Genomic DNA, 19745 nt, shown 5'->3' on the forward strand with positions numbered 1-19745 from the left:
GCCCGCTTCGCTGGGCAGCAAATCGAAGGGAGTCGCTACTTCAGGGTCGCGTACATCACGGCCTTGATGGTGTGCATGCGGTTCTCGGCCTCGTCGAAGACCTTGGACTGCGGGCTCTCGAAGACCTCGTCCTCGACCTCCATCTCGGTGACACCGAACTTAGCGGCGATCTCGGCGCCGGTGGTGGTGTTGGTGTCGTGGAAGCTGGGCAGGCAGTGCAGGAAGATGGCGGACGGATCGGCCATCGCCATGAGCTCCTTGGTGACGCGGTAGGGCTCGAGCTGCTTGATGCGCTCGGTCCAGACCTCATCGGGCTCGCCCATGGAGACCCACACGTCGGTGTAGATGACGTGGGCACCGGTGCAGGCGGCCTTGGCGTCGGTCGTGAGGGTGATGGTGCAGCCGTTCGCCTCGGCGATGGGCTTGCAGGCCTCGATGACGTCATCGGCGGGCATGCACTCCTCGGGGCCGCAGGCCACGAAGTTCATGCCGAGCTTGGCGCAGACGACCATGAGGGAGCGGGCCACGTTGTTCTTGGCGTCGCCCATGAAGACGAGGGTCTTGCCCTTGATATCGTAGTTGAAGTTCTCCTGGACGGTCAGGATGTCGGCGAGCATCTGGGTGGGATGCCACATGTCGGTCAGGCCGTTCCACACGGGCACGCCGGACTTGGCGGCGAGCTCCTCGACGTCGGACTGGGCGAAGCCGCGGAACTCGATGCCGTCATACATGCGGCCGAGCACGCGGGCGGTGTCCTCGATGGACTCCTTCTTGCCCATCTGGGAGCTGCCCGGATCGAGGTAGGTCACGCCCATGCCGAGGTCCATGGCGCCGACCTCGAAGGCGCAGCGGGTGCGCGTGGAGGTCTTCTGGAACAGCAGGACGATGTTCTTGCCCTCGAGGTACCTGTGAGGGGTGCCGGTGCGCTTCAGGTCCTTGAAGTTCTTGGAGAGCTTGAGCATGTACTCGATCTCCTCGGTGGTGAAATCGAGCAGACGCAGGAAGCTACGGCCGGAGAGGTTAACGCCCATTGATTGGTTCCTTTCGGTAGAAAAGCTTTCGATACCGAGACCAAAACGGCCTCAGCGGACAAGTATGACGGCGCGTCGATTTCGGACGCGCCGTCATCGCAAGATTTAAAGATCCTCGCGCCAGAACGGCATGCTCATGCAGCGCGGGCCGCCACGGCCACGGGAGAGCTCAGCCGAGGGCACGACGAGCAGCTCCAAGCCTTCCTTGTACAGAACGTCGTTGGTGACGTTGTTGCGCTGGTAGACGCAGATCTTGCCCGGGGCGACGGCCAAGGTGTTGGAGCCGTCGTTCCACTGCTCGCGGGCAGCCGCGATCGGGTCGCCGCCGCCGCACGGGATGAGCTTGACGGCGTCGATGCCCAGGGCGCTGGCGAGCACGTGCTCGAGCGTGTCGGTCGTCTCGGTGATGTTGACCTCACCGGAATTCTTGCCCGGGGTGAGCTTGTAGACCTTCAGCGTGCCCATGATGGCGGGATGGATGGTGAACTTGTCGACATCGATCTGGGTGAACACGGTGTCGAGGTGCATGAAGGCACGGGACACGGGGATGTCGAACGCCAGGATGGTGTCGATCTTGGAATCGGAGTTCCAGAACATGTTCTGGGCCATCACGTCGATGGCGGCAGCCTGGGTGCGCTGCGAGATGCCCACGGCGATGGTGTGCTCGTTGATGTTCAGGACGTCGCCGCCCTCGGTGTGGAAGGTGCTGTCGCGACGGTAGTACAGCGACACGTCCTTGTAGTCGGGGTGATACTTGAAGATGTACTTGCCGTAGATGGTTTCGCGGTTACGCGTGACGGAGTACATGCGGTTCAGGTTCACGCCCGTGCCGACGACCGCGAACGGGTCGCGGGTGAAGTACAGGTTGGGCATCGGGTCGACGAGCAGGTCGCTCTCGGACTCGGTGTTTACCAGAGAGTCGAGGGTAACGGAGCTCACGAGAGGAAGCTCGACCTCGGCCTTGGTGATTCCGGCCATCGTCTTCTTGACGAACTCGAGATTGTCGGTGATGGAGTTCAGCTTCTCGCGGATGGCGGGCGGGGCGATCCTGCCCTTGATGCCGGCCTCGGCGAGCCACTGATCGAGGAACTCCTCGCGGGCCTCCGGCACGGCGTCGAACGCCTCGGCTACGAGCTTCTCGAGATACAGGACCTCGACGCCCTGCTCACGCAGGATCTCGGCGAAGCGATCGTGCTCCTGCTGAGCCACCTCGAGGAAGGGAACGTCGTCGAACAGAAGACGCTCGAGCTCGTCAGGCGGCAGATTGAGGAGCTCCTCGCCCGGGCGATGCAGGCAAACCTTCTTCAGCTGCCCAATCTCGCTCGTGACATGCAGTCCTTTCGTCATAGCCTCCTACCTTTCTATCGGGGGCCGAACCGGCCCGCCTTTTCTCGGCGCCTCTCGTGCCTTGGCGCCGACCACTGACAGTCATGTTTTTATCCAATTTCCGACAGACGTTGCACGGCTCCCCCGAGCGGTATCAAAGGGGGCGTAGACGGTATATTTCCAACATATCTGCATGATGTACTGTCACGGGATAAAGCAGATTGACACACTGAATGGCCTGTTGACCGTGGTAGTAACCTCTGTAAACTTCCATTCCGGTTACTCTTAGAACTGCATATTTTCAAGTGAGTTTCGTATATTCCTTAGTAGATTCGCAGGCGATTCCCACAGCCTTGCAACATTCACTAAGTCCAAAGAAATATTCAGGATTATTCTCTGCCCGACCGTTTACGGACGTTTTGGTACCGCTTGCCCGCGCGAAACGGCGGCGCGGTACTCACGGGACCGCCCACATACCGCCAAACGGGCCATGTAAGCATACGGCCAAGCTTTTTCGAATCCGGCCCCGGCGGGGTTCGATTAAGCATATATTGGTGTTTGCGCATGCGTGTCGCGTGCGACCCCGAGAACCCCGAAGGATGGAACATGGCAGTCAAGGATAAAGACCGCAAGAAGAACGACAAGCGCAGGGACGGCGACGCCACCGCGCCCGTCAAGGCCGATCGCCACGACTACAGCTACACGCAGAACCGCGAGCTGTCGTGGCTGCGCTTCGACGACCGCGTGCTCGCCGAGGCCTACGACACGACCGTCCCGCTGTTCGAGCGGCTCAAGTTCGTCTCGATCTTCGAGAGCAACCTCGACGAGTTCTTCATGATCCGTATCGGCGGCCTCTCGGACCTGGCGACCCTCAAGCACCAGCCGCGCGACAACAAGAGCAACCTCACGCCGGCCGAGCAGATCGACCGCGTCTTCGATGCTCTGCCGCCCCTGTACGCGCGCCAGGAGGCCATGTTCCACGAGCTCGAGGACGAGCTCGCCAAGCGCGGCATGATCCGCCTGGAGCCCGACACCCTCGTAGGCGACGAGCGCACCTTCGTGGAGGGCTTCTTCAAGTCCTACATCTCCCCCATCATCTCGCCGCTCGTCATCGACCCGCGCCACCCCTTCCCCAACCTGCGCAACGGCGGGCTGTACCTCGTGTGCGGCCTCGAGGTCTCCGCGGAATCCGATGAGTCCGGCCTGCTCGGCCTCATCGAGATCCCGCCGTCGCTGCCGCGTGTGATCGAGATTCCCAGCACCGCCGGCGAGTACCACTACATCCTCGTCGAGGACATCATCATGGCCTGCGTCGACCGCTGCTTCGGAACGTACGTGCCCCAGGATCGCGCCATCATCCGCGTCATCCGCAACGCCGATATCGACCCCGACGGCGAGGGCGTCGAGGAGGACGAGGACTACCGCCAGCACATGAAGCGCATCCTCAAGAAGCGCCTGCGCCTGCAGCCCGTCTACCTCTACGTGCGCGGCCAGCTCCAGCGCACGACCATCAAGCCCATCCGCCGCGCCCTCGAGCTGTCGGGCCGCTCCATGGCCGTGACCGACATCCCCCTCGACCTGGGTTACGTCTACTCGCTCGAGTCGCATATCCCCGAGGCCGCCAAGAAGGAGCTTCTGTTCGACCCCTTCCAGCCGCAGGCCAACCCGACATTCGACCTCTCCCGCCCCATGCGCGAACAGGTCATCGAGGGCGATAAGCTGCTGTTCTACCCCTACGAGGCCATGACCCCGTTTTTGAACCTCGTGCACGAGGCGGCCTTCGACGACAGCTGCATCTCGATTCGCATCACGCTCTACCGCGTGGCCAAGCAGTCGCGCCTGTGCGAGTCGCTGATCTCCGCCGCCGAGAACGGCAAGGAGGTCACGGTGCTCATGGAGCTCCGCGCGCGCTTCGACGAGGAGAACAACATCGAGTGGGCCGAGCGTCTGGAGGAGGCCGGCTGCACGGTCATCTACGGCTCCGAGGGCTTCAAGTGCCACTCCAAGATCTGCCAGCTCACCTACCGCGAGGGCATGGCGGTCACGCGCCTGACGCTGCTCGGCACCGGCAACTTCAACGAGAAGACCGCCAAGCTGTACTCGGACTTCATGCTCATGACGGCGCATCCGGGCATCGGCGAGGACGCCAACTCGTTCTTCCGCAACCTGTCGCTCGGCAACCTGCGCGGCGACTACCGCTACCTCGGCGTGGCGCCCGCCGGCCTGAAGCCGCTCATCATGACGGGCCTCAACCGCGAGATCGACCGCGCCCAGGCGGGCCTGCCCGCTCGCGTCTTCCTGAAGATGAACTCGCTTACCGACCGCGAGGTCATCGACAAGATCTCCGAGGCGAGCTGCGCCGGCGTTCAGGTCGAGATGATCATCCGCGGCATCTCCTGCCTGCTTCCGGGCATCCCCGGCAAGACCGAGAACGTGCACATCCGCTCCATCGTGGGCCGCTTCCTCGAGCACGCGCGCGTCTACGCCTTCGGCGAGGATGCCGACACCGTGTACCTCTCGTCCGCCGACATGATGACGCGCAACACCGAGCACCGCGTGGAGATCGCCTTCCCCGTACTCGACGCCGACATCCGCGCCCAGGTCATCGAGTACATGGACATCCAGCTCAAGGACAACGTGAAGGCGCGCGAGCTCACGAGCAAGGGCACGTGGGCGCCCGTCGAGGTGTCCGAGGGCACCGAGCCGTTCATCGCGCAGGAGCACCTCATGGAGTTCGCGACCAAGCGCGCGAGCTCGGCGGAGAAGGCGGAGTCCAAGCGCGCCGTCGCCCGCCCGTCGGTACCCATGGGAACGCCGCCCGCGACCGCTGTCGAGGCTGACGACGAGAACGTGCTCGAGCCGCATGCCGCGCCCGCTGCCGCCGAGGAGCCCGCGGCGCCTGCGGCGCCGGCTGAAGCCAAGCCCGAGCCCCAGCCGACCGCCGTGAAGGCCACACTCATCGAGCCCGAGCAGCCCGCAGCCGCCCCGAGCAGCCAGAATGCCGTCACCGTGCGCAAGCGCGGCCGCGTCGGCACCGGTTTCGCCCTCGTGGGCCTCGGACTGAAGACGCTCCTGTTCGGCTCCAAGGACACCAAGAAGCGCAGGTAGGAGCGCATCGACATCTCACCTATAAGCCTGCCCGGAAGGGCTGCGATCCCGGTCGCAGCCCTTCTTGCTTTTGGCGGCAAACGCGCGTTACGCCCTTGCACACTTGGTGCACGTCCCGATTGCGCAGGCGCCGACGGCCTGCAAGACGCTACACTTGTGGGCTGAAAAGCCAGCGGAAAGGACACCATGAAGCTCACGATCGACAGCATGACCTACGGACCGGACGGATTCGCACGCACCGACGACGGCAAGGCCGTCTTCGTTTCCGGAGGCGTCACGGGCGACACGGTCGAGGCCGACATCGTAAGCACGGGCGCCTCCTTCGACCGCGCCGTCGTGCGCGAGGTCGTCGAGCCCTCCCCCGACCGCGTCCAGCCGCCCTGCCCCTTCGTGGGCATCTGCGGCGGATGCCCCTGGGGCTCACTTGCCCAAGCGGCGCAGCATGCCGCCAAGGAGGAGAACCTTCGCTCGACCCTCAAGCGCATCGGCCGCTTTGACGACGATGCCATCGCCGCCATCGTGCGCCCCATCCGATACGCCAAGGACGCCTGGGGCTACCGCAACAAGATCGAGCTCGCGCCCGTGCTCGACGGCGGCAAGTTCCGCCTCGGCATGCACGGCACCGACCCCGATACCATCGTGCGCGTGGATGCCTGCCCGCTGTTCGAGAAGAAGTACCCCAAGGCCGTGAAGTCCGTCGTGGGCGCTCTGTCGTACCTGGGCAACTCCCGCGACCTCGAACTCGAGCGCGTGGGCATCCGCGCGAGCCGCCGCACCAAGGCGCTCGAGGTGGCCCTCTGGACCCCCACCGGCGGCTTCCCCCGCGCGCAGGTGGCCCGCGTGCTCACCGACGCCGTCAAGCCCACGAGCGTGGTGCGCGTCATGTCGAAGGGCGACCGCCGCGCCCGCCGCGTGGCGGGCGTCGAGGCGCTCGCCGGCGAGGGCTCGTGGACCGAGCAGATCGCAGGCGAGCTCATGCGCCTGTCGGCGCCCTCGTTCTTCCAGGTGAACACCGCTGCCGCCGAAATCCTCATCGAGCTTGTGCTCGATGCCCTCAAGCCCGCCGAGGACGAGGTCGGCATCGACCTGTATTCCGGCGCCGGCACCTTCACCCTGCCGCTCGCCCGCCGCATGGACTTCGTCTACGCCGTGGAGGCGTACGGACCGGCCGTCCGCGACCTGCGCCGCAACCTCGAGAGCGCGAACATCACCAACGTCGACGCCATCGGCGGCGACGCCGTGCGCGAGTTCCCCGACGACGATGCCGATGTGCTCGTGGTCGACCCGCCGCGCGCGGGCCTCGACGAGCAGGCTATCGGGCTCATCGCCGGCACCTCCGCCCGCGATGTCGCCTACGTGTCGTGCGACCCGGCGACCCTCGCCCGCGACCTGCGCCGCTTTACCGACGAGGGCACGTTCCGCGTCGTGTCGGCCACCCCGGTCGACCTCTTCCCCCAGACGTTCCACTGCGAGACCGTCGCGCACCTCACCCGCGCCTAGCCCGCGCTGCCGGCCGCTGAAGCCGATATCCAACCCCGACGGCATGCGCGCGGGCGGCCCGGGGTATAACAGCGAAAACGCCCCCTCAACGAAAGGATCCGCCATGTCCGCCGTAGCCGTGCTTGCCGCCGATGGATTCGAGACCATCGAGTGCCTGACCATCGTCGATGTCCTGCGCAGGGGCGGCGTGCGCGTGTCGCTCGTGTCCGTGATGTCCACCCGTGACGTCGTGAGCGCCCAGCAGATCGCCGTCACGTGCGACTGCACCCTCGACGAGATCGATATGGATGACTTCGATTACGTCGTGCTCCCGGGAGGCATGCCCGGCACGAAGCACCTGCGCGCCGATGAGCGCGTCTGCGACATCGTGCGCGATTTCGCCGCCACCAAGCATGTCGCCGCCATCTGCGCCGCCCCGTCCATCTTAGGCGAGCTCGGCGTGCTCGAGGGCCATCGCGCCACCTGCTTCCCGGGCTTCGAGGACACCTTCCCCGCAGGCGTGTTCGCCGGCCCCAAGTCCGTCGTGGTCGACGGCAACATCATCACCGCCTCGGCCATGGGCCAAGCGCTTCCGTTCGCGCTCGCCGTCCTGGGCGACATCGCCGGCGACGTCGCGGTCGAGAAGGTCCGTGAGGGAATCCAGCTGTAGGGGCAGGCGCATGATCTTAGCATCGCAATCTCCCCGCCGCATCGAGCTCATGCGCGAGGCGGGCTACGACTTCCGCGTGATTCCCGCTGACATCGACGAGACGCCCCAGGTGCACGAGGGGCCCTTGGAGCTTGTCGCGCGCCTCTCGCTCGACAAGGCGGCGTTTTCCGCCTCCACATCCGCCTACCCCGGCGAGCTCGTCGTGGCGGCCGACACCATCGTTGCCATCGACGGCGAGGTGCTCGGCAAGCCCGAAGACGAGGCCGATGCTCGCCGCATGCTGCGCGAGCTCTCTGGCAGGACGCACCAGGTCGCAACCGGCGTCGCCCTTATCGTCGCGCACGCCAAAAGAGTCGAACCCGTATCGTTGGTCGAGGTAACCGACGTTACGTTCTTCGACCTTACCGACGACGAGATCGATGGCTACGTGAAGGGCGGCGAGCCGATGGACAAGGCGGGCGCCTACGGAATCCAGGGCGTGGGCGGCCGCATGCTCGTGAAGAAGATCGATGGCGACTTCTACAACGTCGTGGGCCTTCCCATCGCCCGCACGGTGCGCGCCATCGCACGGCTCGAGACGCAGGCGGGCATCATCTGCTAGCAGCACCGCGGCGCCTGTATCCGAGGTCAGGCGCATACCGAACCCATAACCCGCGCGGCAAGCGAAAGGAGCTCTTGCACATGGAGCTGACATCCATTCCTTTGAGTGAGCTGACCGACTTCCATATCGGCCACTGGACCGACCGCACGGCGGGAACCGGCTGCACCGTCATCGTGGCGCCCCAGGGCGCAGCTGCCGGCGTCGATGTCCGCGGCGGCGCGCCCGCCTCGCGCGAGACCGACCTGCTGCGCCCCGAGAACACCGTGGACGCCATCCACGCCGTCTGCCTCTCGGGCGGCTCGGCCTTCGGCCTCGAGGCGGCATCGGGCGTGGCGCGTGAGCTCGAGGGTCGCGGCATCGGCCTCGATGTGGGACCGACGGTCGTGCCCATCGTGTGCTCGAGCTGCCTGTTCGACCTCGCCTTCGGCGATGCCCACGTGCGCCCCGGTGTAGAAGCGGGCATATTCGCCACCTGCGCGGCCCTCGACGGGGGTGCCGACGCGCTCGAGCAGGGCACGGTGGGCGCTGGAACCGGCGCCACGGTGGGCAAGCTGAACGGTCCCGGCTGCGCCATGAAGGGCGGCCTGGGCGCCCAGGCGCTCCAGCTCGGCAGCATCAAGGTGGGAGCCTTGAGCGCTGTCAACGCCTGCGGCAACGTGGTCGACCCCGCAACCGGGCGCACGATCGCCGGCATGCGCGCCGCGGCCGATTCCGACGAGATCGTCAGCATGGAGGAGGCCATGATCGCCGCGGCCGACCAGATGGCGATGCCGCTCGACCGCACGAACACGACCATCTCGTGCATCGTCACCAACGCGCGGCTCACGAAGGCGCAGTGCACGAAGGTCGCCCAGATCGCAGCCGACGCCTATGCCCATACCATCCGTCCGACCCACACCACCAACGACGGCGACACGATCTACGTCATGGCGTCGGGAACGGCCGATATGCAGGACTGCCCGCTCGACCTTCTGGGCCTTCTTGCCACTCGCGCGCTCGAGGCGGCCATCTGCGAGGGATGTCGTACCGCAGACGGAATACTTGGAACGCCTTCATGCAAAGATCTTGCGCGGTAGCGTAGGATTAACGGTTGTACGCAGGGCCCACCGGTTTCGCGATATGCGTGCCGGTGGGTTTTCTATTCATTCTGCACACCGCAAGGAGCTCCCATGGATCCCGTTCCGACCACGTCTGAGACCCCTTCGGCACCCGCCAAGCGCGGCATCGGCCTGTTCGGCCTCATCGCGCTCGTCATCAGCTCATCGATCGGCTCGGGCGTCTTTGCGCTCTCGACCGACATCTCGGCTGCCGCGGCGCCCGGCCCCGCGCTCATCGCCTGGGTCATCAGCGGCATCGGCTTCATGGCGCTCGCCACCTCATTCGGCAGGCTCTCGATCCTGCGCCCCAACCTCAACGGCATCGTCGCCTACGCCAAGGAGGGCTTCGGGCCGTTCACGGGCTTCGTGTCGGGCTGGGGCTACTGGCTGTCCATCTGGATCGGCAACGTGGCCTTCGGCGTCATGCTCGCCACCGCTATCGGATACTTCTTCCCGCCCTTCTCCGACGGCCTCACGATCGGCGCCGTCGCGTTCATCTCGGTGCTCAACTGGATCATCGTCTTCGTTGTCAACCGCGGCGTCGAGGAGGCATCCGTCCTGAACGCCATCGTCATGACGTGCAAGCTCGTGCCGATCTTCGTGTTCATCGTCACGATGATCCTCGTGTTCGACTTCGGCGTATTCACCGCCGACTTCTGGGGCAACCTCGCCAACAACCTCGGGAGTGAGAGCGCCCCGGGCAGCGTGGGCACGCAGATCGTCAACTGCTTCATGGTCATGATGTGGGTGTTCGTCGGCATGGAGGGCGCGAGCGTCCTCGGCCACCGCGCGCGCAACAAGCGCGACGTCAGCCGCGCGACGATGCTCGGCTGCACCGCGCTCGTCGTAATCTACGTCGCGGCGTCGGTCCTCCCCTACGGCTACCTCACGCGCGAGGAGCTCATGGCGCTCGGCTCGCCGTCCATGCCCTATATCTTCCAGCATGTCGTCGGCCCTTGGGGCGGCGCGTTCATCTCCGGCGGTCTCATCATCTCGATCTTCGGCGCTTGGCTGTCCTACACCATCCTCGCGTCGGAGGCCATGAACGAGATGGCGCAGATGGAGCTGCTGCCGCGCCTGTTCGCGAAGCTCAACAGGCACGGCGCCCCGACCGCATGTCTCATCACCACAGGCGCCATGATCCAAGTCCTCTCGATCGTCATGCTGTTCTCCGAGGCCGCCTACCAGTTCGCCTACTCCCTGTGCACAGCGTCGATCGTCATCTCGTGGGGCCTGGCCTCCGCTTACATGGCGCGCTATGCGTGGTCGCACCGAGCAGAGGGCATGGTGAAGGACTTCGTGCTCGGCGCCTTCGCCACCATCTTCCTCGCCGCTGCCATCACGCTGTCGGGCCTCCATCAGCTCATGCTCTGCTGCATCGCGTACGTACCGGGCATCCTGTTCTACGTCAACGCGCGACGCGAGTACGGCGCGACGACCATCATCACCGGCCGCGAGAAGATCATCGCCGCCGTCATCGTCGTGGCTGCTGTGGCCGCCATCGCCATGCTCGCCACCGGGGCCATCACCATCTAGCGTGCAGCCACCCGCTGCTCGGATGGCAGCGCATCGCGCATGTGGCATTTGGGTATTACCCAGGTAAGCAACCGCAATGCGTCGAGGAGGCATGATGAAGCTGCGTCGCCCCTTCCCCTTTATCCTGCTGATCGCCATCCTGCTCATCCTGCTTGTCGGCGGCCTGCTGTCCATCAAAGACCGCGTGCTCGTCCGCCGCACGGAATCCGACGCTGCCGATCTCGCTGCAACCGAGCTCACGGATACGGTGTCCGCCCCTGCCCAGCAGGCTGACGAGTCCCATGACGCCGAGGGCGCACGGGCGCTCGCGGAGCTCGCCCTCTCGCTGCTGCAAAACGATGCGTCCGTCGACAAGGGGGCAAACGCCCTCGTGTCCCCGCTGTCCATCGCAAGCGCGCTCGGCCTTGCCGCAAACGGCGCCGAGGGTGAAACGTTGCAGCAGATGGAAACGGTACTTGGCATGGACGTCGGCTCGCTCAATGCGTACCTCAACACGCAGCGAACCCGCACCGGATCCGATGCGCACGACGGCAAGGGCAATCCCGCCGTCACGCTCTCCAACTCCATCTGGATTCGCGATACGCCTGAGTTCGAGGCGAGCGAGGCGTTCCTGCAGGACGCCGTCAGCTGGTACGGCGCATCGGTCTTCAGCGCGCCCTTCGACGATTCCACCGTGCGCGACATCAACGCCTGGGTGCGCGCAGGCACGGACGGCATGATCGACGGCATCCTGGACGAGAGCTCCCCGATATCCGAGGAGGCGATCATGTTCCTGGTGAACGCGCTCGCCTTCGAGGCCGCCTGGGAGGACCCCATCGACGACGGCTTCGTCGAGACGGCCTCCTTCACCTGCGAGGACGGATCCGAGCAGGACGTCGAGCTCATGTACAGCTTCGAGAATCGCTATTTCGAGATGGACCTCGCAAGCGGAGCGGTTGCCGAAAGCGAGGAGGAATCCGCCGCCATAGCCGATGGAGAGCGCCTTGTGGGCTTCGCCAAGCCCTATCAGGGTGGCACCTACGCCTTCGTCGCCCTTCTGCCGCCCGAAGGCACGACGGTCTCCGAGACGGTTGCCCAGCTTTCGGGCGATACGCTCGGCGCGCTGCTCGAAAGCAGCTGGTACGCCCCGGTCGAGGCGTACCTGCCTGCCTTCGCCTACGACTATAGCACCCAGTTGGACGATACCCTGAAGGCACTCGGCATGGTCGACGCCTTCAACCCGAATGCCGCGGACTTCTCTGGCATGGGAGCCGGCCTGCCGCTCAACATCTCTCGCGTCCTCCACAAGACGCATATCGAGGTCGACCAGGAAGGCACCAGCGCCGCCGCGGCGACGATCGTGGAGCTGGAAGCGGGATCATCCGCGCCCGGTGAAGAGATCCCGCCCAAGGTGGTGCGCCTCGACCGCCCCTTCATCTACCTGATCGTCGACACCCGCACGAATACCCCGCTGTTCGTCGGCGCCCTCATGCAGCCCTGACGCACCATACGGGGCGTCCGATAATGGCGATGCCGCCCTTCGGCGGAGGCCGCTGGTCAGAATTGCAGCTTGAGCATTTTAGGAACCCCCTGTCGGAGCCTCTTCGGAGCTCGAGAGAGGTCGATTTCCCGTAATCGAGCGCCAAATTGGGCACCCTGCCACCCTAAAAGCGCCCCGCGGCAATGCTCAAGTTACATTTTCTGCCAGGCGCCGCCGCAGACCCGCGCGAAGAACCCGGCAACCTGCCGCAACGGGGCAACAGGGGGCCTTCTACCGATCGGCCTCGACGACCGAAGCGGAAACCCACTGGGTCTGCTCCACCCTGCCGCCCGAGAAGACGCCTATGTCCAGCATGCAGTCGCGGTAATCGCGGCCGTGCGCGATGGAGATGTAGTCATCGCCCACAAGCCTGTCGTGCGTGGGGTCGAGCCCGATCCAACGGCCCTCCTGGTAGACCTCGACCCACGCATGCGTCGCGCCCTCGCCGCCCAGCATGCCGGCGATATAGCGCGCCTCCAGGCCGATATGGCGGCAGATCGCGAGCATGACGTGAGCGTAGTCTTGGCAGACACCCGCACCCAGACCGAGCGCCTCCTCCGCCGTCGTTCGCACCGTCGTCGCACCCGGAGTGTAGACAAACGACCGGTACACCTCGTGCATGACGACGTGTGCGCGGTCGAGGGGGCATGCATCCTCCAGCTCCTCGAGCTGCGGGGCGATACGCGCCGCGAGCGCATCGAGATGCGGTCCCCATCCGGTGAGCTGCGATTCAAATCGGTAGAGCGGCTTTTCGGGCTCCGATTTCGTGTGCTCATTGTCCACAAACGCCGTACCCGTCACCCGATAGCGAAACTCATCATGCGCCTCGGGGATGAACCCCGTGACGACAAGCGAATCGAAGGAGTCGACGAGCGTCTCCAGCGGCACATCCGGCTCCAGATGCAAATCCACGTCCACGACCTGCTGCCGCGGACCGGTAACGGGGATGCAGCGCAGCTGGAACCGATGGGAGGTCACCGGCTCGCTGAACGTAAGCTTCATCTCGTAATCGAATCGTAGTTTCTTCACTCCGGCTCCCTTGCCAACCTGATAAGCCGCACCTCAGACTCGGCTCGACACACCCTCGCGATCTTACGAAAAGACAGGTTCCCGCTCGAGCTTGCCCGCGTCGAGGTGACCGTCCCACGCCATGCCCTCGGCAAGATCGCCACGGCGCCCCCAAACCGATGCGAGACGGTCGGCGACCTCGATGTACCCACGGACCATCAACGTCGGAACGATCTCGTCCAAGCCGTCGGCATAGCACTGGGGCAGCGGACGGTCGCCCAACTGAAGCACGTAGCCACACAGTTTCCTCATCGGCGCGAGCATCATGTCCGTCGACAGGTTGAAACGGCTGTACAGATCCAGGCGCTCAAGGTACTTGCCGATAAACACGAGCGCCTTGAACGACGGGTCGGCCGCGGAGTTCTCGACCCCGCCCCAGAACGCATGGAGGTTATCGGCGACGTCGCGCTGGCTGAACAGGCTCTCCTCATCCGACGGGCAAGCCGCGGCATCATCGATCTTCGCCAGTGCGAGCTCGATGTATTGCAGCAGGCGCGTGCTCAGCTCCGGCCGCAGGATAACCGCATTGTTGAACGCCGCCGCCATGGCGCTCCTCACGGAATCGGGGTTGTCCTGATCGTAGAGAAACGCATGGATGAACGCGTCGAAGTCATCGAAATCCTCGGGCAGATCGAGCGCGCGGGCAAAGGGGCGGAACGCCTCGACATCCGAATCGGCAACACGATCGTAGAACGGGAAGAAGACGTTGAGCGTCGTGTACACGCGCTCGGTATAGCGGCCGAGCCAGAAGAGGTTGTCCGCCTTGCTGGCGGTCACCAGGGCGATCGTCCGATGGCGCGCATGGTCGAGCGCGCTGCGAACCCGCTCGCGAACCCCGTTCTCCGACGACGCCGCATCCTCCGAGGCGAGCACCCAGGTGTCTTTGAACCCGCCGCCCTGCGAGGAGTTGACGATCATCTCCCCAGGGACAGACGAGTACCTGGTCAGGCCTGAATACCATACGTGCGTATGCTTGCCGGTCAGCACGAAGGCGCGCAGGTCGCACTTGCGCGGCACGCGCTCGCCTGTCTTCTGGTCGATCACGTCGAGATCGCGGAAGTTGATGACCTCCTGGGCGATGAAGCGGCGCGGCTCCGCCTCGATGCGGCTGGCAAGGTCGACGAGCTGATCCTTGGTGAGGGAGGCGCCGAAGACCACGCCGTAGCCGCCCGCCTCGGCGACATCCTTGATGACAAGCTCGTCCAGGCGCGACAGCACCAGCTTGCGGTCCTCATCGAACTGGGGAAGATAGGTGGGGGCGTTTTGCAGAATCGGCTCCTCGTCCAGGTAATAGCGGATCATGCGGGGCACGAAGTAGTACATCGCCTTGTCGTCCGCCACGCCGTTGCCCGGCGCGTTCACGATGGCGACGTTGCCCGCACGATATGCCGCAAGCAGGCCGGGCACGCCGATGACCGAGTCCGGATTGAAGGCAAAGGGGTCGAGGTACTCGTCGGACAGGCGCCGGTACACTACGCCGACCCGATGCCGCTCGCCCGCATAGTCGCGCAGGTAGAGCTTATTGCCCACGACCTCGAGATCCTCGGGGAAGGCAAGCTCGGCACCGGTCATCTCCGCCAGATACGCATGCTCGAAGAAGGCCGAGTTGTAGCGCCCGGGCGAGAGGACCACCGCGATACCGCCGCAGGACACGAAATCCATCGAGCGGCGCAGGAGGCGCGGGTAGTCGCGGTTGTCGCGCAGGGGAACCCGGCGAAACTGCCTCGGGCAGATCCGGCGTTCGATCTCGCGCACGAACAGCGGGTAGCTCGCTCCGGATGGAATGCGCAGGTTGTCCTCGAGCACCCACCAGGTGCCATCGTCACCCTGGACAAGGTCCTCGCCCGCGATGTGCGCGTAGACCCCACCGGGCGGCGTGACGCCGTTCACCTGCGGAAGATAGGCTGGCGAGGTGTAGATGTACTCCTCCGGCACGATACCGTCGCGCACGATGCGCTTATCCCCATAGACGTCGAGCAGAAACGCGTTCAGAGCGCGCACGCGCTGCTTCAGCCCCGCCTCGAGCCGATCGTACTCCTTTGCGGGAATGATGCGCGGCACAGAATCGTATGGGAAGAGCTGGTCGTGATAGATGCCCTGCTTGTAGATACCGAAGCGCACGCCGTTGCGCGCAAGCTCGCGGTTGATGGATGATCGATGCGATGCCAAGCTGGTGGCAAGCTCGCGGGCAGCGGTTTCGATTCCCATAGCCATAGCCTTCCGATACGGGGTCGGTCACGATGGCCACACGATATCGGTGCTGTGTTTCCGGCTTGCGTCGAGGGGGTATCCGAAATCGAAAAAGAACGTTGCCTGCTGAATACAAGATTTCGCAATCGCCTCGAAATCGCGGCTGAACCGTAGGTGCACAACGCGCTCGCAGCGACAAAGGACCCGCGGCTGACCCTCAGCGAGACCCGCTGGCTAAAACTGCAACTTGAGCATTTTAGAGACCCCCTGCAGACGCCTTCCGGGACTCGAATCGGATCGATTTTCCGCTCTCTACTGCCCTATTCGGCGTCCAAGCGTCTTTATAGCTCCCCACAGGAATGCTCAAGTTACATTTTCTGCCAGGTGCCGCCGTGAACCCGCGTGGAAAGCCCATCCCCTTGTCGCAGCGGAGCGAAAAGCGGCGCAAAGCAAATCCGGCGCCCGCAAGGACGCCGGATTTCGTCTAGTTGAACTTGAAGATCTTGCTCGCCAGATGGTACAAGCCGATCGTGGTCTTCTCGCCCGCGCGGCTGGGCAGGTTCGTGCCCACGCCCATGAGGCCGTAGCGCGCGTGGCGGTACATGCGCTCATCGTAGGCCTTGAGGTCGTGCCACAGGTCGCGCAGCCATGTCTTGGCCTCCGGGTTGTCCGAGAGCTTGGAGAACACCGAGCAGATGGACATCATCATCGTGAAGTAGTGCATCATGTACGAGCGCAGGCGCGGGGGCTCCACCTCGTCGTAGAGGTGATACGCGTTCATCATGATGCGCGTGATGCGGAACTGCTGGTCCAGGCGCTTGACCATCGTGGCCTCGTTCACGCTCTGGCCCTCGCGGCCGATAAAGTAGCGATAAAGGTCGATATCGGCGTAGTAGAGCGTCTTGCAGCGCGGCAGCGGCACGTAAGCGTAGATATTGTCCACGTAGAACGTGTGCGCCGGCAGCGGCAGGTCGGCCTCGCGCAGCACATCTGTGCGGTAGCACAGGCTGTGCATCAGCAGGTTCTGGTCGGGACGGAAACGCCCGACCTCGTTCCAGGTGAAGATCTTCTTGCGCGGAAGAGCCGTGCGGTAGCCGATCGTCTGGTGCGTGCCCTCGTGGACCTTCTCGTACACGTAGTTCGAGATGAACAGGTCCACGCGGGTGCCGCGCTCCTCGAAGCCGCGCAGGATCGTCAGCATCGTAGAGAGCGCCGAGGCGTCGAGCCAGTCGTCGGAGTCCACGACCTTGTAGTAGGTACCGGTGGCCTCGCGCAGGCCGGAGAGGACGGCGATGCCGTGACCGCCGTTCTCCTGGTGCACCGCGCGAATGATGCCCGGATAGCGGGCCTCCCACTCGTCGGCCTTGGCGGGCGTCTCGTCGACGCTGCCGTCGTCCACGATGATGATCTCGATGTCCGAGGCGTAGCTCGAGCCCTCGAGAATCGACGTGATGCAGCGGTCCATATCGGCAGCCGCGTTGTACGACGGGATGCCGAACGTAACTACCTTGTGCGTAGCGGAACTAGGCATGGCAGGCGATGATCTCATCCGACAGCGTGAGGGCGGAATCCGTCACGGCGTCCATGTCGTAGTAGCGGTACTCGGCCAGACGGCCCACCGGGTGGAAGTTGGTGAGGTTGACCACGCGGTCGAGGTAGCGCTCGTACAGGGCGCGGTTCTCGGGGTCGAGGATCGCATAGTACGGCGTCTGGCCGCTGCCGGGCTCGTAGGCGTGGCTGTACTCCTTCATGATGGTGGTCTTGCCGGGCACCACCTGACCGGTCATGTTCTTGAACTCAGTGATGCGCGTGAAGTCCTCGCTCACCGTGTAGTTCACGGTGCCGACCGGCTGGTACTGGTCGACGTCGAGGGTCTCGAACTTCATGTCGAGGGTGCGGTACGGAAGCGCGCCCAGATCGAGGCCGAACAGCTCATCGAGCGGGCCGGTGTAGACGATCTCGCCGCCGTACACCTTGCCGCACACGCTGACGCTCGTCTCGCCGATCTCGAAGATGTCGCGGGCGTCCACGTTCACGAACACGTCGATCAGGTCGTGATCGAGCATGTTCTCGAACAGGTGCGTATAGCCCTGGGCGGGCATGCCCTGGAAGGGGGCCTGCGGGAAGTAACGGTCGTCATCGCCGATGAACACGGGCACGCGGCCGGTGACCGAGGGATCGATCTGATCGGGGGTCTGGCCCCACTGCTTCATCGTGTAGTGGAGGAAGACGTTCTCGTACACGTAGTCGGCGATCTCGACGAGCTCGGGGTCGTTCTTGGAGCGCAGCTCCATGATAGGGACCTTCTTGTCCTCACCGAAGGTGTCGACGAGCTTGCGGTACAGCTGCTCGCCGCGCTCCTCGCCGAAGGCGAGCTTCATGCTCTGGTGGTTGAACGGAACGGGCATGAGCGTGCCGTGGATGTTGGCAAGCACCTTGTGCTGGTAGTCCGTCCACTCCGTGAAGCGCGAGAGGAAGTTATGGACGCGCTCGTTGAAGGTGTGGTAGATGTGCGGTCCATACAGGTGAATGAGAATGCCGGCCTCATCCAGGCAATCGTAGGCGTTACCGGCGATGTGATTCCTGCGCTCGAGCACGGCGACACGGAACCCCGAGGTCTCCGCAAGGCGACGGGCGCACACGGCGCCAGCGTAGCCCGCGCCGACAACGATCATGTCGTACGCATCGGGATTGAAGTCTTGCGGAAGTCCAGACGTGACCTGCATCACAGCTCCTTGTACTATTCCCAATAACAAAAAACACCAGCGGCGCACGCGCACGCAAAATGTTTTCAGGATTATAGCGCTCAAATCCTATAATTAAGCTTGCCACACAAGGAAAGCTCAACACCCGTGCTGTGCTGGGCCAAGATGCAAGGAGAATCATGAGCGATTTCCTGAACCGTATGAAGGCGGCCGCCAAGGCCGACCTCAAGACCATCGTGCTGCCTGAGGGCGAGGATCCCCGCACCATCGAGGCTGCCAAGAAGATCGTCGAGGAGGGCCTCGCCAACCTCGTCATCCTGGGCAAGCCCGAGGAGATCGACATCGAGGGCGTCACCGTCATCGACCCGACGAGCCCCGATGCCCCCAAGCACGAGGAGTACGCGCAGAAGTTCGCCGAGCTCCGCGCCAAGAAGGGCGTGACCATCGAGCAGGCCCGCGCCCAGGTCATGGACGCCACCTACTACGGCACCATGATGGTCAAGATGGGCGACGCCGACGGCCTCGTCTCCGGCGCCTGCCACTCCACCGCCAACACCCTGCGCCCGGCGCTCCAGATCCTGAAGACCGCCCCCGGCACCAAGCTCGTGTCCGCCTTCATGGTCATGTGCACCCAGACGCCCGAGTTCGGCGCCGACGGCACCCTCGTGTTCGCCGACTGCGGCCTGAACATCGACCCGACCTCCGACGAGCTGTCCGAGATCGCCATCGCCTCGGCCAACTCCTTCAAGACCTTCATGGGCGATGTCGAGCCCAAGGTCGCCATGCTCTCCTACTCCACCATGGGCTCCGCCGGCGGCGACACCGCCAAGAAGGTCCAGGAGGCCACCGCGTTCGCCAAGGAGAAGGCGCCTGAGCTCGCCGTCGACGGCGATCTGCAGCTCGATGCCGCCATCGTGCCGAGCGTCGCTTCGCTGAAGGCCCCCGAGTCCAAGGTCGCCGGCCACGCCAACGTGCTCGTGTTCCCGAACCTCGAGTGCGGCAACATCGGCTACAAGCTGGTCCAGCGCTTCGGCCGCGCCGAGGCCTACGGCCCCATCCTGCAGGGCATCGCCAAGCCGGTGAACGACCTGTCCCGCGGCTGCTCCGCCGACGACATCGTGGGTGTCGTGGCCATCACCGCCGTCCAGGCGCAGATGGCCGAGTAGCCTCCGCGCTCCGCTGACCTGACCGGAAGCCCCCGGAACGGATCCACGCGCGCGTCCTCGCCCTACGGGCTGCGGGATTGCGCGCTTAGGATTCCGTTCCGGGGGCTTCCTGCGTTTACTCGGTTGGAGCGCGGGGGCTGCTCGGCCAGCTGCGAGGGTGCGGCGATGGCGCAGCGAGCTTGCTGGGAGCTTGGTTGAGGCGGTGACAGGCTGACGCAGGGCTCGGTGACAAGTTGGGGCCGGGTACAA

General features: G+C 64.6%; 14 protein-coding genes. 8 read left to right on the forward strand and 6 right to left on the reverse strand.

Features of this window, described 5'->3' with window-relative positions:
* Positions 1–35: 35 nt before the first annotated feature.
* Both argF and arcA read right to left on the reverse strand, forming a co-directional pair.
* Positions 36–1031, reverse strand: coding sequence for an ornithine carbamoyltransferase (gene argF / locus H6A16_RS03750; RefSeq protein ID WP_204616267.1), 996 nt, complete (start codon positions 1029–1031; stop codon positions 36–38).
* Positions 1032–1136: 105 nt separating this feature from the next.
* Positions 1137–2378 (reverse strand): arginine deiminase, encoded by a 1242-nt coding sequence (arcA, locus tag H6A16_RS03755; RefSeq protein ID WP_204616268.1) that lies wholly within the window; start codon positions 2376–2378, stop codon positions 1137–1139.
* Between the two features lie 585 nt (positions 2379–2963).
* Here arcA and ppk1 point away from each other — a divergent pair.
* From ppk1 to H6A16_RS03790, 7 genes are all read left to right on the forward strand, one after another.
* Complete coding sequence (gene ppk1, locus H6A16_RS03760; protein WP_204616269.1) at positions 2964–5465, forward strand: polyphosphate kinase 1; 2502 nt, start codon at positions 2964–2966, stop codon at positions 5463–5465.
* Between the two features lie 186 nt (positions 5466–5651).
* Positions 5652–6965, forward strand: coding sequence for a 23S rRNA (uracil(1939)-C(5))-methyltransferase RlmD (rlmD, locus tag H6A16_RS03765; RefSeq protein ID WP_204616270.1), 1314 nt, complete (start codon positions 5652–5654; stop codon positions 6963–6965).
* Positions 6966–7068: 103 nt separating this feature from the next.
* Positions 7069–7614: a DJ-1 family glyoxalase III gene (locus H6A16_RS03770; protein WP_204616271.1), complete on the forward strand. Its 546-nt coding sequence runs from the start codon at positions 7069–7071 to the stop codon at positions 7612–7614.
* Positions 7615–7624: 10 nt separating this feature from the next.
* Complete coding sequence (locus tag H6A16_RS03775; RefSeq protein ID WP_204616272.1) at positions 7625–8215, forward strand: Maf family protein; 591 nt, start codon at positions 7625–7627, stop codon at positions 8213–8215.
* Positions 8216–8295: 80 nt separating this feature from the next.
* Complete coding sequence (locus H6A16_RS03780) at positions 8296–9291, forward strand: P1 family peptidase (RefSeq protein WP_204616273.1); 996 nt, start codon at positions 8296–8298, stop codon at positions 9289–9291.
* Between the two features lie 93 nt (positions 9292–9384).
* Entirely contained in the window at positions 9385–10848 is a 1464-nt protein-coding gene (locus H6A16_RS03785) for a basic amino acid/polyamine antiporter (protein WP_204616275.1), read from the forward strand.
* 91 nt (positions 10849–10939) lie between these two features.
* A complete protein-coding gene (locus H6A16_RS03790; RefSeq protein ID WP_204616277.1) occupies positions 10940–12328 on the forward strand; it encodes a serpin family protein in 1389 nt (462 codons plus the stop codon).
* A 270-nt stretch (positions 12329–12598) separates the two neighbouring features.
* Here H6A16_RS03790 and H6A16_RS03795 read toward each other — a convergent pair whose 3' ends face one another.
* From H6A16_RS03795 to glf, 4 genes are all read right to left on the reverse strand, one after another.
* Positions 12599–13396, reverse strand: coding sequence for a transglutaminase domain-containing protein (locus tag H6A16_RS03795; protein ID WP_204616279.1), 798 nt, complete (start codon positions 13394–13396; stop codon positions 12599–12601).
* 63 nt (positions 13397–13459) lie between these two features.
* Entirely contained in the window at positions 13460–15643 is a 2184-nt protein-coding gene (locus H6A16_RS03800) for a circularly permuted type 2 ATP-grasp protein (RefSeq protein WP_204616281.1), read from the reverse strand.
* A gap of 466 nt (positions 15644–16109) precedes the next feature.
* On the reverse strand, positions 16110–17156 hold the full coding sequence (locus tag H6A16_RS03805) for a glycosyltransferase family 2 protein (protein WP_204616283.1): 1047 nt from the start codon (positions 17154–17156) through the stop codon (positions 16110–16112).
* A complete protein-coding gene (gene glf / locus H6A16_RS03810) occupies positions 17149–18351 on the reverse strand; it encodes a UDP-galactopyranose mutase (RefSeq protein WP_204616284.1) in 1203 nt (400 codons plus the stop codon). The genes H6A16_RS03805 and glf overlap by 8 nt, the downstream gene beginning before the upstream one ends.
* Before the next feature lie 158 nt (positions 18352–18509).
* Here glf and pta point away from each other — a divergent pair, with 158 nt between their 5' ends.
* Positions 18510–19496, forward strand: a complete 987-nt coding sequence (gene pta / locus H6A16_RS03815) for a phosphate acetyltransferase (protein WP_204616285.1) — start codon at positions 18510–18512, stop codon at positions 19494–19496.
* Positions 19497–19745 lie beyond the last annotated feature (249 nt).

It is taken from the genome of Collinsella tanakaei (assembly GCF_016900375.1).
Lineage (GTDB): Bacteria > Actinomycetota > Coriobacteriia > Coriobacteriales > Coriobacteriaceae > Collinsella.

Excerpts from the sequence above, each read along its gene's own strand:
- H6A16_RS03805 (WP_204616283.1), bottom strand. The coding sequence starts at position 17,156 with ATGCCTAGTTCCGCTACGCACAAGGTAGTTACGTTCGGCATCCCGTCG.
- arcA (WP_204616268.1), bottom strand. The coding sequence starts at position 2,378 with ATGACGAAAGGACTGCATGTCACGAGCGAGATTGGGCAGCTGAAGAAG.
- H6A16_RS03780 (WP_204616273.1), top strand. The coding sequence starts at position 8,296 with ATGGAGCTGACATCCATTCCTTTGAGTGAGCTGACCGACTTCCATATC.
- H6A16_RS03775 (WP_204616272.1), top strand. The coding sequence starts at position 7,625 with ATGATCTTAGCATCGCAATCTCCCCGCCGCATCGAGCTCATGCGCGAG.
- H6A16_RS03800 (WP_204616281.1), bottom strand. The coding sequence starts at position 15,643 with ATGGGAATCGAAACCGCTGCCCGCGAGCTTGCCACCAGCTTGGCATCG.
- rlmD (WP_204616270.1), top strand. The coding sequence starts at position 5,652 with ATGAAGCTCACGATCGACAGCATGACCTACGGACCGGACGGATTCGCA.
- H6A16_RS03785 (WP_204616275.1), top strand. The coding sequence starts at position 9,385 with ATGGATCCCGTTCCGACCACGTCTGAGACCCCTTCGGCACCCGCCAAG.
- glf (WP_204616284.1), bottom strand. The coding sequence starts at position 18,351 with ATGCAGGTCACGTCTGGACTTCCGCAAGACTTCAATCCCGATGCGTAC.
- argF (WP_204616267.1), bottom strand. The coding sequence starts at position 1,031 with ATGGGCGTTAACCTCTCCGGCCGTAGCTTCCTGCGTCTGCTCGATTTC.
- H6A16_RS03770 (WP_204616271.1), top strand. The coding sequence starts at position 7,069 with ATGTCCGCCGTAGCCGTGCTTGCCGCCGATGGATTCGAGACCATCGAG.
- H6A16_RS03790 (WP_204616277.1), top strand. The coding sequence starts at position 10,940 with ATGATGAAGCTGCGTCGCCCCTTCCCCTTTATCCTGCTGATCGCCATC.
- pta (WP_204616285.1), top strand. The coding sequence starts at position 18,510 with ATGAGCGATTTCCTGAACCGTATGAAGGCGGCCGCCAAGGCCGACCTC.
- ppk1 (WP_204616269.1), top strand. The coding sequence starts at position 2,964 with ATGGCAGTCAAGGATAAAGACCGCAAGAAGAACGACAAGCGCAGGGAC.